A 16,712-nucleotide genomic window follows, 5' to 3' on the forward strand; every position below is an offset into this window, starting at 1 on the left:
GCATGCTTGTTCGCGCACACCTGCCCACGGGAGGCCGCCTGCGCGATCGGATCTCATGCTCAGTCGCTTGGTGCGGACGAATCCTGACAGCTTTTTCGCGTCCGCGTCGGCGGGCTCAGCCGCCCTGGTACTGGTGGTACACGGCTTGCGCGAGCGCCAGCAACGCGGCACGCCCGAGCGGGCCGGCCAGGGCGAAGCCGAGGTCGCGGTCCACCCAGTAGAACGCCGTGGTGCCGGGGGTGCCGGGCAGGCTCTCCAGCCGGAAGGCGGTGTCGGGGGTGCCGGACGCCATGTGCCGCAGCTGCAACGAGACCCGGTTGCCGTCATCGGCCTCGTACATGAGGATGGCGGACGGGCCGCCTTCGGCCACGCCCAGGCGCCCGCCGATCAGGCGAAAGCCCTGGGCACGCAGGTCGGGCACGCGCAGCGGCGCGCCAAGCCGCTTGGACAGCCAGGCGACCAGGTGCGTCTCGTCCACCGCGGCAACCTCGACCGGATGTCGCACCTCGGGCGCGTAGACTACGTGGCTGGCCAGCGCATCGCGCGCGAAGCGCTCGACCGAAGGCGTCCTGGCGGCGAGGACATCGGCACGCCCATGGGCCAGCCAGCCGGCCGCGCCGCCGATCGCCAGCGACGCCAGGCTCGCGGCCAGCGCCATGCCCCAGCCCGCCATGCGCCGTGCCGGCCCGGCGGCGCGGCCTTGCAGCCTCGGGGGCAGCGCGCGCAGGGGCACGGCTTCATTGAGCACGCCATCCAGCGCGGCGTGCAGCTCTCCGGTCTGGCGGCGCCATGCGCTGACCCGCGCGGCGGCCTCGGGATGGGCCGCCAGGAACGCTTCCACCTCGGCGCGGCGGGCCGGGTCGAGCTGGCCGTCCGCATAGGCGTGGAGATCGGTTTCGCTGATCGGGGACATCACTTGACTCGCTGCAGACCATGCACGCCACCGGCGGCGCCGGCGTGTGGCGCGGCCGGGCTGCCATCGAGCAGCTCGCGCATCTGCTCGCGCGCGCGCGCCAGGCGCGACATCACCGTGCCGACCGGCACGCCCAGCAATTGCGCCGTCTCGGCATAGGTGAACTGCTCCAGGCCAACCAGCAGCATCACCGCGCGCTGGGCTTCGGGCAGGCGGGCGAGCGCCCTCTCCAGGTCCAGCCCGAGGGCGGGTCCGGGCGCAGCACTGGGTACGTCGGGAAGGGTGTCGGCAAAGGTCACGAGATCGGCACGCCGGTAAGCATTGATGCGCAGCCTGTGCATCATCGTCAGCAGCCAGGACAGCAACCCGTCGGCGCCGTCGCCCCACCAGGCGCCGGTGCGCAGGCGAAAGCGCCAGCGGTAGCGCAGGGCGCGCTCCAGCGTGTCCTGCACCAGGTCGTCGGCGCTCGCCGCGTCCCCGGTCAGGCCGCGCGCGTGGCGCCGCAGGCGCGGCGCCAGCGCGACCAGCTGGCGGTCGAAGCCGTCCATGCCCTCAGGCTGCACGCGCCGCGTTCAGGGCGTGGCGACGTGCCAGACGTTGTTGAAGTTGTCGCCAGTGCGGTCGCCCGGCTTGGCATCCTTGGCGAAGCGGTACAGCGGCTTGCCGCGGTAGGCCCACTGCTTGGAACCATCGTCGCGCGTGATGATGGTGTAGCTGCCCATGGCGCTGGTGCCCGGCGAGGCCATCAGCGGCGGCCAGTTGGTGGAGCAGGCGCCGTTGCACACGCTCTTGTCGCCGCCGTCGCGATCGAAGGTATAGAGCGTCAGGCCTTGCGGATCGGTCAGCGCACCGTTGGCGACCTTCACCGTGGGCGGCATATTGCCGCCGCCACCGCCCATGCCACCCATGCCCGAACAGGCGGACAGCAGTACGGCGGAGCAGGCCAGGGCGAGCGCGGCAGGACGTGACAGCGAAGTCAGGGACGGGAAAGCGGAAAGACGGGAACGGGCCATGATGGGTGTCTCCATGCGATTGCGATGCGGCGCCGCCAGCCGGCGCCGTCCCTTCAGTAAACACCGGATGTGACGACTTTATTCCATATGGGCGAAAAAAAACCCGCCGGGTTCTCGGCGGGCTTTCTTCTTGCAGCGCAGCATCCGGATCAGAGTTCGCCGTAGCTATGCAGGCCGGAGAGGAACATGTTGACACCAAGGAAGGCGAAGGTCGTCACCAGCAAGCCCACCAGCGCCCACCACGCCGCCATCGTGCCGCGCAGGCCCTTCATCAGGCGCATGTGCAGCCAGGCCGCGTAGTTGAGCCAGACGATGAGCGCCCAGGTCTCCTTCGGATCCCAGCTCCAGTAGCCGCCCCAGGCCTCGGCCGCCCACAGCGCGCCGAGGATGGTGGCGATGGTGAAAAAGGCAAAGCCCACGGCGATGGCCTTGTACATCACATCGTCCAGCACTTCGAGCGCGGGCAGGCGCTCGGCGAGGATGCCGTGCTGCTTGAGCAGGTACGCCACCGAGACCATCGCAGCCAGGGCGAAGGTGCCATAGCCGATGAAATTGGCGGGCACGTGGATCTTCATCCACCAGCTCTGCAGCGCGGGCACCAGCGGCTGGATCTCGCTGGCGTCGCGGCTGACCGTGTACCAGAGCAGGAAGCCGACCGCGGCCGACACCACCAGCATCACGAACGGCCCGAGCGCGCGGGTGGCGTAGTGGCCTTCGTAGTACAGGTAGAACAGCGAAGTGATCAGCGTGAACAGCACGAACACTTCGTAGAGGTTGGAGATGGGAATGTGGCCGATGTCGGCGCCGATCAGGTACGACTCGTACCAGCGCACCAGCATGCCGRTGAAGCCCAGCACCACCGCCGCCCACGCCATCTTGCTGCCGATCTGCAGGCCGGTCTCGGCGCGCGCCAGCAGGCCGCCCCAGTAGAACAGCGTGGACAGGAACACCAGCGCGCTCATCCACAGGATGGCCGACTGGCTCGACAGGAAGTACTTGAGGAAGAAAGCCTGCTCGGCACGCGCGAGCTGGCCGTGATAGAGCTGGATGGCGAACAGCGACAACACCGCCAGTGCCACCATCAGCAGCCGCAGCGGCTTCCAGTGCCAGCCCAGCAGCGCAAAGGTGGGCACCGCGGCGATCAGCACGCCCTTGTCGTAGACGTTCATCCACTCGCCGTAGCGCGTGAGCGCGAAGCCCGCCCCCACTGCCAGCAACAGCGCGAACAGCCAGTCGGCCCATCCCAGCCGGCGCAGGAAGGACGGTTCCAGGTAAGCCTGGTCGGCACCGTCTGCGGCACGTGCGGGCGCGCTCGCCGGCATCGCCGTCCTGGCCTGATTCACATTCGAAGACATAGTGGTTCCTGCTTGATTGCGGGGGCTGGCCTCGTTCAATGCGTGGCCGGCTTGCCCTTGCCGGCGTCGCCGGCGTCAACTGCATCACCTGCGCTGCCGGCTGCCCTGCCGACGTCATCGCGCAGGGCGGCAAATTCCTTCTCGAAATCCAGCGTTCGGCGCTGGGTGGACATGGCCATCAGCACGTGGCTGGCTGCGCCCTGCCCGTCTTTGCCGTCCCCGGCGGCCTCGGTATCCGCCGCCGCGGCGCCCCGATCCTTGACCCAGACCCAGACCCGGCGCTCGCGGATGTAGAACATCGAGAACACGCCCAGCACCAGCAGCAGACAGCCAAGATACACGATGTTCTTTCCTGGTGCACGGGTCATCTGGAACACGCTGGCCTTGACCTCGGTGAAGTCGTCGAGCTGCAGGAAAACCGGTGCCGTGTAGAAGAAGCCGTCGGACAGGGCGTTGATCGCCTGCTGCAGGAAAGCGCCGCTCTGGGCACTGTTGGGCACGACCGGCAGCTTGTCCTGGGCGCGCGCCAGCTGCCACAGCTCCCACATCGCGCCATTGAGGATCTTGAGCAGGACGTCGGCCGCCTTCTGCTGCTCGGCCGGCGGCACCGACTTCTCCAGGAACCCGGCGATGGCGGTGAAGCCGCCCGGCGGCGCCTGCGGATTGCTGCGCGCGGCGCCGGCAAACAGGTCGAGCGCGCGCAGCGCGCTTTCGGCCAGCTGGCCGCGCAGGGTCTCGCGATCGGCGCCCGGCATCGAGGCGAGCGCGAAGCGGCGCGCCGCCTCGCCGCGCAGCGCGCGGTCCTGCAAGGCGGCGCGCAGGCGCATCCAGTCCGCCACGCTGTTCTGCTCGTCGGCGGGAATGCGCAGGTAGCGGAACGGCTCGCTGGGCGAGTCGCGCATGCCGGCCAGGAAGACCGTCTGGCCGTCCAGCTGCACCGGCACCATGTAGTTGTTGAACTCGCGCGCCTGGCCGTTGCGGTCGCGCAGCTTGTACTGCACCGACGGGCCCACGTTGCGCAACTCCTTCGCGCGCTCGGGATTGACGGCCGAGCCGAGGTKGGATTCGAGCTTCTCATTGAACGACTTGCGCGCCACGCCGCGTGCGTCGGGCTTGCCGGAGGCGTCGGTGACGTTCTCGATATTCATCAGGCGGAAGTCGCTGAACTCCACCGTGAGGCCCTCGGCATCCGCGGCGCTGCCGGTACCGGCGAGCGGCGTGTTGGCACCCACGGTGCCGGCGAAGGCGAAGGTCTTGTCGCTGCCGCCCTGCATCGGGTAGCCGACGAATTTCAGCCTGGAGCCGCCGTCCTCGAAGCTCGACTGGTAGATGGCCACGCCATCCACCACCAGCGGCTCGTTGACCTTGACCGTGGCCTCGGTGCGGCGGCCGGTGGCGCGGTCGGTGATGATCACGTCGGAGGCGAACAGCTTGGGCATGCCGGTCGAGTAATGCTCGACCGTGAATTTCTTCAGCGTGATATTGAACGGCAGGTCCTGCACCAGCGCGCCGTCCGCGATATTGAGGATGGCGGTGGACACCGTCGAGCCTTCCGGCACGAAGGCATTGCCGCGGAAGCCCGGATTGTTGACCGACAGGCGGTGCTGCGGCGGGATGTCGTTGATCACGGCATTGCCGCTGATCGGCGTCTTGCCGCCGAACCACATCTGCGCGCGGATCAGCATGTCGCCGTCGAGCAGGCCGCCGATGCAGATCACCACGATGGCCGTATGCGCGAGGATATAGCCGAGCTTGTTGGCCGCGCCCGCCTTGGCGGCCAGCAGGGTGGCGCCCTCATGCGGCACGGTCTTGATGCGGTAGCCCCGGTTGGCCAGCAGCGCGGACAGGCGCGCCACCGCGTCGGCGCGCGGCCGGCCGGYATCGAACTCGGCGCGGTGATGGAAGGCACGCAGGCTGCGCTCTCGCACATGGTCCTTCCACGAGCGCATGTCGTTGACCATCTTGGGCGCGTTGCGGGTCAGGCACAGCGAGGTGGAGATCACCAGGAAGGCCAGGATCAGAAGGAACCACCAGGAGCCGTAGACCTTCTGCAGCGACAGCGTGTGGAACAGGTCGGCCCAGAACGGCCCGAACTGGTTGACGTAGTTGGGATACGGCTCGTTTTGCTTGAGGACCGTGCCCACCACGCTGGCGATGGCGATCACCGTCAGCAGCGCAATGGCGAAACGCATCGACGACAGCAGCTCCACCGCGTCGCGCAGCAGGCGGTGGGAGGTCTTCAGGTGCAGTCCTGAGGTGGAAGCGCTCGACATATGCAGTGTGGCCCTGGGCCATCAAATAAAAAGAGGGTGGACTTGCTCGCGCAGGCCACCCTCTTCGATTGCTGCCGGCCGCTTGCTTGCGCCGGCGCGGAACGACTTGGTGAGGTTGTTTTCAGGGAGAAGCCTGGCGACAGTACCGCAGGCGCGGCCAGCAGCGCAATGACGCCAGGGTTTCGTCTGAACTGACCTCTCAACGCACGCCGGCGACGTAGTCGGCGACAGCCTTGATCTCGGCGTCCGACATCTTGGCGGCGATCGTGGTCATCACGGAATTGTTCTTGCGCGTGCCCTGGCGGAACGCGACGAGCTGGGCCTCGGTGTACTCGGACCACTGGCCGCCGATGCGCGGGTACTGGGCCGGGATGCCGGAGCCGTTGGGGCCGTGGCAGGCCGCGCAGGCCGGCACGCCCTTGGCGGCGATGCCGCCACGGTAGATCTTCTGGCCGGCTTCGATGGTGTCCTTGTTCTTGGCGGTGGCGGGCTTCAGGGCCTGCTTGGCCAGGTAGGCGCCGACGTCCTTCATTTCCTGATCGGACAGGGCGGCCGCGTACGGCGACATGATGGCGTTGCTGCGGCTCTTGGCCTTGAAGTCGTCGAGCTGCTTGTGGACGTATTCGGGATGCTGGGCGGCCAGCTTCGGATTGGCGGCGCCGCCGCTGTTGCCGTTGGCGCCGTGGCAACTCAGGCAGGCGGGCACATTGCGATCGGGGGCACCTTGCGTGTACAGCGTTTCGCCCTTGGCCGGGTCGGCCTTCGCGGCGGGCTGCTCGGCTGCAGATGCCAGACCCGTCATGGCGGTTGCAGGCAGAGCCAGCGCCACGACAGCCAGAAGTTTCGCAATGCGGTTCATTCGCACACCTTGTCTGAATTGTTTTGAATTCCACGGAGCACGCCGTTCAGCCCCCTGCCCGCGGTGAGGACGCGCAGGACTGGGACTTTGACATCGGAAATTCATCACGACGGCCGCCCGGCCGCCTGAACAGACAACGCCCAGACGCGACCCGGATGGCGCCACGCCCGTGCGAACGAATCGATCGGATGTGGCGGACCGTGCGAATATCCAGGTAGCAGACCCCCGGCCCTTGCTTGCCTCGCTGTGCCGGCGCCGGTTCTTGGCGCCGCCGCAACGAGACCGGAACTGAGAGGCCGCGCTACCACGATGGAACGGACACGCAAGGCTTCCCTCCTGAAATGACGCGGGCCAAGGATGCCACGCGTCACCCAATCGGGAGGCCGTTAACCGCGTTATTGTACAATAAATCGTGTGCCGGATAGAGGATGTGCGCGCCGCGACGCGGCCCGACGTCACCCCCGGCCAATCAGGCGGCATATGTGCCGCCCGCCTCACTCACATCGGCGCGATCACGCCGGCAGCTCCAACGTCTCGCGCCCAGCTGCCGCCGACCCGCCTCATTGCCCACGCGCATGTCCCTCCTACATCAGGCCCGCTTCTTCGTCACCGTCAACCACCTGCGCGACCTGCCTGCCACGGCGGTGCCGGAAGTGGCCTTTGCCGGCCGCTCCAATGCCGGCAAGTCGACCGCCATCAATATCCTGTGCAACCAGAAGCGGCTGGCCTTCTCTTCGCGCACGCCGGGCCGCACGCAGCACATCAATTATTTCTCGGTGGCGCCCGTCAAGGCGCCGGATCCGCTGGCCTTCCTGGTCGACCTGCCCGGCTACGGCTACGCACAGGTATCGGGCTCGGCCAAGTTCCACTGGCAGGGGCTGCTCAGCGACTACGTCCAGACCCGCACGCAACTGGCCGGGCTGGTGCTGATGATGGACGCGCGCCGGCCGTTTACCGACCTGGATTGCCAGATGGTGGAGTGGTTCCTGCCCACCGGCCGCCCGATCCACGTGCTGCTGACCAAGGCGGACAAGCTGACCAACAGCGAGAATGCCCAGGCCTTGCGCGAAACGCGCAAGGTGCTGGCCGGCTACGCCGAACAGCTCGACACGCCGGTGCCGCTGACCGCGCAGCTGTTCTCCAGCCTCAAGCGCCGCGGCATCGAGGAAGCCCAGCGCGTGGTGGCCGGGTGGATGGCGTTGCCCGAGGCGCAACCGCCGGTGGCGCCCGGCACGGAGCCCGCGCCTGCCGAAGGCGCGCCCGGCCTCGCCACGGAATAGGCTCCGGCGCGTACCCGCCGCTGCGCAAACCGCGCCCGCGCGCGGCGGCGAGGCGACAAAAACGCAAGGCAAAAAAAACCCCGTTGCAAGCAACGGGGGCGAACTTTCCCGCCGGTTGAAGGCGGGTACCCGCTCAGGGAGGAGTAGCGGGGGACGCTGCATCACGCAAGCGCAACACAGAGTGTCCGCGAGTATGATAGCGGGCACGATCAAAAGTTTAGTTTTTCTTTCGGAGCGGCCTGCTCGAGCACTCGCCAGCCAATCGCGGCCGGCGGCGCGGCCACTCCCGCCATTCCTTCCGATCCCTCATCCTCAAGCCATGTCCACTTTCCCCGAGTACCGTCCACGCCGCATGCGCCGCGATGACTTCTCGCGCAGGCTGATGCGCGAAAACCGCCTGTCGCCGGACAACCTGATCTACCCGGTTTTCATCCTCGACGGCCAGAACCAGCGCGAAAGCGTGGCGTCCATGCCGGGCGTGGAGCGCGTCTCGGTGGACCTGCTGCTGCCGGTGGCAGAGGACTGCGTCAAGCTGGGCATCCCGGTGATCGCGCTGTTCCCGGTGATCGACCCGGCGCTGAAGACGCCGGACGGCATCGAGGCCACCAACGCCGAAGGCCTGATCCCGCGCGCCGTGCGCGCGCTGAAGGACCGCTTCCCCGAACTCGGCGTGCTGACCGACGTCGCGCTGGATCCGTACACCAGCCACGGCCAGGACGGCGTGCTCGACGACAACGGCTATGTGATCAACGATGTCACGGTCGAGATCCTGGTCAGGCAGGCGCTCACGCAGGCACAGGCCGGCGTGGACATCGTGGCGCCGTCGGACATGATGGACGGGCGCATCGGCGCGGTGCGCGCCGCGCTGGAGGACAACGGCCACATCCATACCCGCATCATGGCCTATTCGGCCAAGTATGCCTCGGCGTTCTACGGCCCCTTCCGCGACGCGGTGGGCTCGGCGGCGAACCTGGGCAAGGGCAACAAGATGACCTACCAGATGGATCCGGCTAATACCGACGAGGCTCTGCGCGAAGTGGCGCAGGACATCATGGAAGGCGCCGACATGGTGATGGTCAAGCCGGGCATGCCGTACCTGGACATCGTGCGCCGCGTGAAGGACGAGTTCCGCTTCCCCACCTACGTCTACCAGGTCAGCGGCGAGTACGCGATGCTCAAGGCCGCCGCGCAGAATGGCTGGCTGGATCACGACAAGGTCATGATGGAATCGCTGCTGGCCTTCCGCCGCGCCGGCGCCGACGGCATCCTGACCTATTTCGCGCGCGACGCCGCCCGCCTGCTCACGCGCTGAACCGGCCCGGATGCAGCTGCTAGGTTTTTCCGCCAGCCAGGTCCACCAGCTCGCCTCGCTCGACGAGGCGCGCGACTTTCTCGCCGGCAACGCAGCGGCCCGCTTCGTGTGGGTCGACACGCCGATCGAGGAGGTCAGCGCGGCGCCGGCGGCCTGGCGCGACAGCGTGCAGGCGCTCACCGGCGCGCCGGTGCTGGACCTGCACCTGATCGACGCCACCAATCCTGCGCATCCGTCGTATTTCGATACGACCCATGCGTACGACATGGTGATCTTCCGCAAGCTCACCTTCGAGACCAGCCGGCTGATCGCCGAGGCGGGCGGCGAGTCCGCGGCGAGCGCGGCGGCACCGGTCGCGGCGAATCCGCAGACGCTGCCGGACCAGCCCGCAACGGGCGCGCCCGCCGCACCTGCCTCGCCCGCCCCGGCAGCCACGCGGCCGCGCGCGGCCAAGCCGCGCCGCTACCCGCCGGGCTTCCTGCCCGCGCTGGCGCGGATCGACACCCAGCCGGTGACGTGCTTCGTCTTCGACAATGTGCTGCTCACGGTGCGGCCGGCGCAGTCGCGCACGCTCGACCAGGTGCGCCAGCGGCTGCTCGAACTATGCCGGGACCCGCGGCCGCAGACGGCGTCCAAGGCACGGTCCAACGGGCACGCCGCGCTGGTGCATGGCATCCGCCCGCCGACCCGCCCCGAGGACCTGATGCTCAGGCTGCTCAACGCGATGGTCGACCGCTACCTGGAACTGCGCGCGCCGCTCACGCGCCAGCTCGACCGCTGGCAGCGCGCGCTGCTCAGCACCCGGCGCAGCTTTTCGAGCTGGGAAGGGCTGCTCGACGCACGCATCGAGCTGCGCCGGCTCGAGCACCTGTGCGAGGAGCAGCACGATGCCCTGCAGGAATTCCGCGACAGTCTGCTGGACAACAGCTACAGCATCGCGAGCGAGGGGCAAGCCACATCGGCGGGCCGCGATGACGCACTGCTGGTGCGCATCAACGATGTGATGGAACATATCTCGCGCGTGCTAGCCCACGCGCGCCGGCTCGAGGATTCGATCGAATCCGCCGTGCAGATCCATTTCTCGGCGGTAGCCCACCGTACCAACCGCACCATGCGCACGCTGACGCTGATCACCGCGCTGTTCATGCCGCTCACGTTGATCACTGGCATCTTCGGCATGAATTTCGAGCGCATGCCGTGGCTGCGCGAGCCGGAAGGCTTCTGGTGGTCGCTGGGGCTGATGGGCGCGGTGGTGGTGGTGCTGGCCGCGGTGTGGGGGCTGGGGCGGCGGCTGGACCACAACTGAGCGGCCGCTCCCCGCGCCCGACTCTCAGATGCTGGCCTTGGCGTCGAACGCGCGCGCGAGGCTGTCGAGGAAGCGCGCGGCCGGCTGGTAGCCGATCACGCGGACCGGCCGCTCGCGCCCGTCCGTGCCGTACAGGATGATGCCGGGCGGACCGAACAGGCCGAAGCGCTTGAGCAGCGCGCGATCGTCTTCATTGTTGCGGGTGACATCGGCCTGCAGCATCACCACGCCGGACAGGCGCGAGCGCACACGATCGTCGCTGAACGTGAAGCGCTCCATTTCCTTGCAGCTCACGCACCAGTCGGCATAGAAATCCAGCAGCACCGGCTTGCCCGCGGCGGCGGCCTGCGCCACGCGCGCATCGAGCTCGGCCACCGAACGTACCCGCTCGAAGCGTGCCTCGGACACCTTGCCGACGACGGCTTCCGGATTGGCGCGCAGGGCCGCCAGGTGGGCCAGCGGCTGCAGCGGATCGCGGCCGCCGGAGGCCAGCCCCACCAGCAGGATCGCACCGGCCAGCGCGGCCAGCAGGCCGAGGCCCTTGCCCACGCGGGCCAGGCCATGCGCATCCGGGCCGAGCGCCTCGAAGGCGCTCAGGAACACGGCGCCCACCAGCAGCAGGGCAGCCCACCCCGTCATCAGCACCCAGGCTGGCAGGACCGGGCTGACCATCCACAGCGCCACGCCCAGCAGCAGAAAACCGAAGAAGCGCTTGGTCATCTCCATCCAGCGCCCGGCGCGAGGCAGCAGGTTACCCGCGCCAACGCCCACCAGCACCAGCGGCAGGCCCATGCCGAGCGCCATGGCGAACAGCGCCGCGCCACCGGTCATGGCGTCGCCGGTACGCGCGATATAGGCCAGCGCGCCGGCCAGCGGCGCGGTCACGCAGGGGCCGACGATCAGCGCGGAGATTGCGCCCATGGCGGCGGCGCCGGCCAGCTGCCCGCCCTGGCGCCGGTTGGACGATGCCGTCAGCCGGGTCTGCCAGCGCTGCGGCAACTGCAGTTCGTAGAGGCCGAACATGGACAGCGACAGGCCCACCATCAGCGCGGCGAACAATGCCAGCACCCACGGGGCCTGCAGCGCGGCGGACAAGCCTTCGCCGAGCACCCCGGCGGCCACCCCGACGCCGGTGTAGACCACCGCCATGCCGAACACATAGGCCAGGGACACCAGCAGCGCACGGCCGCGCGTGACGTGCTCGCCCACCACGATGGAGGACAGGATCGGCACCATSGGCAGCACGCAGGGGGTGAAGGTCAGCAGCACGCCGAGGCCGAAGAACAGTGCAGCGATCAGGCCGAGATTGCGGCTGGCCAGCGCGCCCGCGATGCGGTCGTTCTCGTCGGCCGGGCCCGACAGGGGGGCGGCAGCCGCGTCGGCCGCGGCGCTGGCGTTGCCAGCGCTCCTGGCCGTCCCCGCAGGGGCGGGTACGCCGGCAGGAGTCGAATCCGCCTTCGCAGTCTTGCCAAACAGGCCGTCGAGCGCACCACCGCCCACCTTGAAGACACTCTCCATCGGCGGATAGCACAAGCCCTTGTCGGCGCAGCCCTGCGAGGTCACCACCAGCGACCACTTGCCATCGGCGGGCGCGGCTTCGACCGGCACGCGAATGGTCAGGCCACCGTGATAGGTCTCCATCTCCTTGCCGAAGGTCTCGTCGAACTTGACCTTGCCCGGCGGAAACGCAGGCGCGCCCAGCTTGACCGATGCCGGTTGCGCGGCAAAGGCAAAACGGTCGCGGTAGAGGTAGTAGCCGTCGGCCACGTCGAAGCGGACCTCGATGGTCTGCGCGTCGACCTGGCGCGCGGCGAAGCGGAACGCCTGTTCCGGCGGCAGGAAGTCTTCCTCCGAGGCCGCATGCGCGATACCGCCGAAGCAGAGCCACAGCATGGCCAGCAGCGAGAACAGCAAGCGCACTGCGGCATTTTGCCGCACCACCGTTGTTGCCGGCTGGCGGCCCAACGCGCCCGACTCCACTGCGAAACCCATGCTCCGTCCTTGAAAATATCGTTGGTCTTGCCGCGCGGCGATCGGCATCACGGCCGCCCGGCGTTGCTATGCCCGCTCGTCACCGGCCGGGGCCGCACCCGTTTCCTCGGCGACCCAGGCCAGGTAGGGCGCGAAGCCGGCCACCACGGGCACGGCCACGATCTCCGGCACCTCGTAGGGGTGGGCCAGGCGGATCGCGGCTTCCAGCGCCGCGTAGCGGTCCTGCGTGGTCTTGATCACCAGCGGCCACTCCTTCGCCGTCTCGATCTCGCCGCGCCACCAGTATTCGGACTCGCACGGCGCAAGCCGGTTCACGCAGGCTGCCAGGCGCGATTCCAGCACGGCGCGCGCCACGCGCGCGGCGGCTTCGGCATCGGGCAACGCCGTCATCACCAGTATCGTCTCGCTGTCGCTCATCGCTCGTCTCCCACTCGCCACCCGGCCCCAGGCTTGCGGCCCGCAAACCGGGGGCCGCAAAAACAAAAGAGCCAGGCATCTAGCCTGGCTCGATTGTAAGCGGTGTCCGCGCCAGCCGCCGGGGACCAATGGTCGCAGGCGGCGGGACGGCATCAACCTTATTCCGCGGCTTCTTCTGCCGGGGCTTCGGTGATTTCCGGACGGTCAACCAGCTCGACCAGCGCCATCGGCGCATTGTCGCCCTGGCGGAAGCCGAACTTCAGGATACGCGTGTAGCCGCCCGGACGAGCGTTGTAGCGCGGGCCGAGTTCGTTGAACAGCTTGGTGACCATGTCGCGGTCGCGCAGGCGGGCGAAGGCCAGGCGGCGGTTGGCAACGGTGTCCTTCTTGGCCAGCGTGATGAGCGGCTCGACAACCTTGCGCAGTTCCTTGGCCTTGGGCAGGGTGGTCTTGATCAGCTCGTGCTGGAACAGCGAGTTGGACATGTTGCGCAGCATCGCGAGACGGTGCGACGAGGTGCGGTTCAGTTTCCGCAAACCATGACGGTGACGCATGATGATTCCTTTATTGCAATGTTTGACCAGCTCTTCTATCGCTTGGCCGGGTCAATCCCCGGTTCGGCGCGGGCCGGTAGTCGATTGGAGCGGCCGGCACATGCCGGCTGCCGGGATCACCGGCGCGGCGCGGGGACCTGCCCCCCGCCGCGCGCGGCGAAATTACTTCTCCAGACCTGCGGGCGGCCAGTTCTCGAGCTTCATGCCAAGGGTCAGGCCGCGCGAAGCCAGCACTTCCTTGATTTCGTTGAGCGACTTGCGACCCAGGTTCGGGGTCTTCAGCAGCTCGTTCTCGGTGCGCTGGATCAGGTCGCCGATGTAGTAGATGTTTTCGGCCTTCAGGCAGTTGGCCGAACGCACCGTCAGCTCCAGGTCGTCGACCGGGCGCAGCAGGATCGGGTCGATCTGCGGCGTGCGGCTCGAAGCGGCTTCCGCCGACGACTCGGTGCCTTCCAGCGCGGCGAACACGGACAGCTGGTCGACCAGGATGCGGGCCGACTGGCGGATCGCTTCCTCGGGCGAGATCACGCCATCGGTTTCGATGTTCATCACCAGCTTGTCGAGGTCGGTACGCTGTTCCACGCGAGCGGATTCCACTGCGTACGACACACGGCGCACMGGCGAGAACGAAGCGTCCAGCACGATGCGGCCGATGACCTTGCCCGCTTCGTCGCCGAACTTGCGCACGTTGCCCGGCACATAGCCACGGCCTTGTTCGACCTTGACCTGCATGTCGAGCTTGCCGCCGGCCGACAGGTGAGCGATCACGTGGCCGGGGTTGATGATCTCGACATCGTGCGGCAGCTCGATATCGGCAGCCGTCACAACGCCTTCGCCTTCCTTGCGCAGCGACACCGTGACTTCATCACGGTTGTGCAGCTTGAAGACCACACCCTTCAGATTGAGCAGCAGGTTGACTACGTCTTCCTGCACGCCATCGATGGTGGAATACTCGTGGACCACCCCAGCGATCGTGACTTCGGTCGGGGCATAGCCGACCATCGACGACAGCAGCACGCGACGCAGGGCGTTACCGAGCGTATGGCCGTAGCCACGCTCGAACGGCTCCATCACGACCTTCGCGTGATGGTCGCCCAGCGGCTCTACGGCGATGATTTTAGGCTTGAGGAGTGCTGTTTGCATTAGGTTGTCCTTTTCAATACCCTCGGCTCGTTACACCGATAAGGCTGACGTATGGAACCTGAAAATCCCATCGTACGATGGGCAATAAGCCCGGCGCGCGGCAGCGCGTCGGGCTGAATGTGAAGCTTGACGAGAAACGCAAGCCCCTGACCGTTCGATKGTGTCGGACAGATTCGTGCGATTAACGCGAATACAATTCGACGATCAGGCTTTCGTTGATGTCACCGGAGATATCGGCGCGATCCGGCACTTGTTTATACGTGCCTTCGAATTTCTTCGCGTCAACGGCGACCCATTGCGGGAAACCAGATTGCTCGGCCAGCGACAGCGCTTCGGCGATACGGACTTGCTTCTTCGACTGCTCGCGGATGGTGATGACGTCGCCAGCCTTGACCTGTGCCGACGGCACGTTCAGGGCCTGACCGTTCAGCAGGATCGCCTTGTGCGACACGAGCTGGCGCGCTTCGGCGCGGGTCGAGCCGAAGCCCATGCGATAGACGACGTTGTCCAGGCGCGATTCCAGCAGTTGCAGCAGCTTTTCGCCGGTGTTGCCCTTGCGGCGGTCGGCTTCGGCGAAGTAACGGCGGAACTGGCGCTCGAGCACGCCATAGATACGCTTGACCTTCTGCTTTTCACGCAGCTGGTTGCCGTAGTCGGAGGTGCGCGTACCCGAGGTACGGCCATGCTGGCCCGGCTTGCTGTCCAGCTTGCACTTGTCGGCGAGCGAGCGACGTGCGCTCTTCAGGAACAGGTCGGTGCCTTCACGGCGGGAGAGTTTGGCCTTCGGGCCGATATAACGTGCCACTTTATCTTCCTTCCTGATCGATCGCGGCGCCTTGTGTACGCGCCGCGAGTCCGCCTTCTCCGCCCCTTGGGGGCGCCTGAGTGGCAGACGGTGGGCTTATCCAGCGCGCTCCCGGAGGGGCACGCAAAAGCATGACTGGCTACTGCGCCAGGCGGCGGACCAAGACTTCGACCCGACAAACGCAAAGGCGCAAAACGAAAACCTGCCGCAAAGCTGATGCAGCAGGTCAACGTGCGATGATACCACACCGGGCCACCGGCAAGAAACCCCGCCGGCCACCCGGGTATGACAGCGTCGCTTAGATGCGGCGGCGCTTCGGCGGACGGCAGCCGTTGTGCGGCACCGGCGTCACGTCTTCGATCACCGAGATCTTGATGCCCAGCGCGTTCAGCGCACGGACAGCCGATTCACGGCCAGGGCCGGGGCCCTTGATGCGCACGTCCAGGTTCTTGATGCCCTGGTCTTGCGCCACGCGGCCGGCGTTCTCTGCTGCGACCTGGGCTGCAAACGGGGTCGACTTGCGCGAACCCTTGAAGCCCTGGCCACCCGAGGTCGCCCACGCCAGGGCATTGCCCTGACGGTCGGTGATCGTGATGATGGTGTTGTTGAACGAAGCGTGGACGTGCGCAATGCCGTCGGYAACGTTCTTCTTGACCTTCTTACGCGCGCGCTGGGCGGCGTTATTCGGACCTTTTGCCATTAGTTTCTTCCTCTGCCTTCGGCTTTACTTCTTCAGAGCCACGCCGGCCTTACGCGGACCCTTGCGGGTACGGGCGTTGGTGCGGGTGCGCTGACCGCGCATCGGGAGACCCCTGCGGTGACGGACGCCACGATAGCAACCAAGGTCCATCAGACGCTTGATGTTCATCGTGGTTTCACGACGCAGGTCACCCTCGACCGTGGCCTTGCCGACTTCGTCACGAAGCTTTTCCAGGTCGGCGTCGGTCAGGTCCTTGACCTTCTTGTCAAACGGAACGCCGGTGGCCTCGCAAATCTTGCGGGCGCGCGAGCGGCCGATACCGTAAATAGCCGTCAGGCCGATCTCGGTATGCTTGTGGTTCGGGATGTTAACCCCTGCGATACGTGCCATTCGTCAATCCTCTTTACGATTAGCCTTGGCGTTGCTTGTGGCGGGGATCCGACGAGCAGATCACGCGCACGACACCGTTGCGCTTGATAACTTTGCAGTTGCGGCAAATGCGCTTAACAGAAGCCAGCACTTTCATGATTTTCCTCTTCCTTCAATTCCTGTTCGCTTCACTTCGTCCGAAAGACGATACGCGCGCGTGACAGATCATATGGAGTCAGCTCAACCGTCACCTTGTCACCCGGAAGAATCCGGATGTAGTTCATTCTCATCTTTCCGGAGATGTGGCCCAGCACTACGTGGCCATTCTCCAGTTTGACTCGGAACGTCGCATTGGGAAGGTTTTCCAGGACCTCCCCCTGCATCTGGATGACGTCGTCTTTTGCCATACCTAGCCCGTACC

18 protein-coding genes are annotated in these 16,712 nt (G+C 66.9%); 3 read left to right on the top strand and 15 right to left on the bottom strand.

The window, feature by feature from the left end; translation table 11 throughout:
- Positions 1-115 precede the first annotated feature (115 nt).
- The 6 genes from AC1DK4_RS09005 to AC1DK4_RS09030 all read right to left on the bottom strand — a co-directional run bounded on the left by AC1DK4_RS09005 (position 116) and on the right by AC1DK4_RS09030 (position 6,413).
- On the bottom strand, positions 116-913 hold the full coding sequence (locus AC1DK4_RS09005; protein ID WP_441617982.1) for an anti-sigma factor family protein: 798 nt from the start codon (positions 911-913) through the stop codon (positions 116-118).
- The gene (locus tag AC1DK4_RS09010) at positions 913-1,461 is read right to left on the bottom strand and encodes an RNA polymerase sigma factor (protein WP_441617980.1); all 549 of its coding nucleotides are present in this window, start codon (positions 1,459-1,461) and stop codon (positions 913-915) included. Before AC1DK4_RS09010 ends, AC1DK4_RS09005 begins: the two co-directional genes overlap by 1 nt.
- A gap of 24 nt (positions 1,462-1,485) precedes the next feature.
- Positions 1,486-1,926: a COG4315 family predicted lipoprotein gene (locus tag AC1DK4_RS09015; RefSeq protein WP_441617978.1), complete on the bottom strand. Its 441-nt coding sequence runs from the start codon at positions 1,924-1,926 to the stop codon at positions 1,486-1,488.
- Between the two features lie 149 nt (positions 1,927-2,075).
- The gene (gene ccsB / locus AC1DK4_RS09020; protein WP_477131491.1) at positions 2,076-3,248 is read right to left on the bottom strand and encodes a c-type cytochrome biogenesis protein CcsB; all 1,173 of its coding nucleotides are present in this window, start codon (positions 3,246-3,248) and stop codon (positions 2,076-2,078) included.
- A gap of 68 nt (positions 3,249-3,316) precedes the next feature.
- On the bottom strand, positions 3,317-5,554 hold the full coding sequence (locus AC1DK4_RS09025; protein ID WP_477131483.1) for a cytochrome c biogenesis protein ResB: 2,238 nt from the start codon (positions 5,552-5,554) through the stop codon (positions 3,317-3,319).
- 199 nt (positions 5,555-5,753) lie between these two features.
- Entirely contained in the window at positions 5,754-6,413 is a 660-nt protein-coding gene (locus AC1DK4_RS09030; protein WP_441617974.1) for a c-type cytochrome, read from the bottom strand.
- Between the two features lie 575 nt (positions 6,414-6,988).
- Between AC1DK4_RS09030 and yihA the strand changes: the two genes are divergently transcribed.
- The 3 genes from yihA (at position 6,989) to AC1DK4_RS09045 (ending at position 10,311) form a co-directional block, all read left to right on the top strand.
- On the top strand, positions 6,989-7,693 hold the full coding sequence (gene yihA / locus AC1DK4_RS09035) for a ribosome biogenesis GTP-binding protein YihA/YsxC (RefSeq protein WP_441649735.1): 705 nt from the start codon (positions 6,989-6,991) through the stop codon (positions 7,691-7,693).
- A gap of 319 nt (positions 7,694-8,012) precedes the next feature.
- Positions 8,013-9,005 carry a porphobilinogen synthase gene (gene hemB / locus AC1DK4_RS09040; protein WP_441617969.1) on the top strand — a complete coding sequence of 331 codons (993 nt, stop codon included), beginning with the start codon at positions 8,013-8,015 and terminating at the stop codon, positions 9,003-9,005.
- Between the two features lie 10 nt (positions 9,006-9,015).
- Positions 9,016-10,311, top strand: coding sequence for a magnesium transporter CorA family protein (locus tag AC1DK4_RS09045; protein WP_441649736.1), 1,296 nt, complete (start codon positions 9,016-9,018; stop codon positions 10,309-10,311).
- A 24-nt stretch (positions 10,312-10,335) separates the two neighbouring features.
- On the opposite strand, the gene dsbD is transcribed toward AC1DK4_RS09045, so the two are convergent.
- The 9 genes from dsbD to infA form a co-directional block, all read right to left on the bottom strand.
- On the bottom strand, positions 10,336-12,204 hold the full coding sequence (gene dsbD, locus AC1DK4_RS09050; protein WP_441618164.1) for a protein-disulfide reductase DsbD: 1,869 nt from the start codon (positions 12,202-12,204) through the stop codon (positions 10,336-10,338).
- A 165-nt stretch (positions 12,205-12,369) separates the two neighbouring features.
- The gene (gene cutA, locus AC1DK4_RS09055) at positions 12,370-12,720 is read right to left on the bottom strand and encodes a divalent-cation tolerance protein CutA (protein ID WP_441617965.1); all 351 of its coding nucleotides are present in this window, start codon (positions 12,718-12,720) and stop codon (positions 12,370-12,372) included.
- A gap of 158 nt (positions 12,721-12,878) precedes the next feature.
- Positions 12,879-13,274: a 50S ribosomal protein L17 gene (gene rplQ / locus AC1DK4_RS09060; RefSeq protein ID WP_130393142.1), complete on the bottom strand. Its 396-nt coding sequence runs from the start codon at positions 13,272-13,274 to the stop codon at positions 12,879-12,881.
- Positions 13,275-13,436: 162 nt separating this feature from the next.
- On the bottom strand, positions 13,437-14,417 hold the full coding sequence (locus tag AC1DK4_RS09065; protein ID WP_441617963.1) for a DNA-directed RNA polymerase subunit alpha: 981 nt from the start codon (positions 14,415-14,417) through the stop codon (positions 13,437-13,439).
- A gap of 181 nt (positions 14,418-14,598) precedes the next feature.
- Positions 14,599-15,222 carry a 30S ribosomal protein S4 gene (gene rpsD, locus AC1DK4_RS09070; RefSeq protein WP_441617961.1) on the bottom strand — a complete coding sequence of 208 codons (624 nt, stop codon included), beginning with the start codon at positions 15,220-15,222 and terminating at the stop codon, positions 14,599-14,601.
- A gap of 298 nt (positions 15,223-15,520) precedes the next feature.
- Positions 15,521-15,922: a 30S ribosomal protein S11 gene (gene rpsK / locus AC1DK4_RS09075; RefSeq protein WP_477131484.1), complete on the bottom strand. Its 402-nt coding sequence runs from the start codon at positions 15,920-15,922 to the stop codon at positions 15,521-15,523.
- Between the two features lie 24 nt (positions 15,923-15,946).
- Positions 15,947-16,312: a 30S ribosomal protein S13 gene (rpsM, locus tag AC1DK4_RS09080; protein WP_020203842.1), complete on the bottom strand. Its 366-nt coding sequence runs from the start codon at positions 16,310-16,312 to the stop codon at positions 15,947-15,949.
- Positions 16,313-16,331: 19 nt separating this feature from the next.
- On the bottom strand, positions 16,332-16,448 hold the full coding sequence (gene rpmJ / locus AC1DK4_RS09085; protein WP_006160433.1) for a 50S ribosomal protein L36: 117 nt from the start codon (positions 16,446-16,448) through the stop codon (positions 16,332-16,334).
- A 31-nt stretch (positions 16,449-16,479) separates the two neighbouring features.
- Positions 16,480-16,698: a translation initiation factor IF-1 gene (infA, locus tag AC1DK4_RS09090; RefSeq protein ID WP_010812378.1), complete on the bottom strand. Its 219-nt coding sequence runs from the start codon at positions 16,696-16,698 to the stop codon at positions 16,480-16,482.
- Positions 16,699-16,712: the final 14 nt, after the last annotated feature.

It is taken from the genome of Cupriavidus sp. 05N38, from assembly GCF_056397345.1.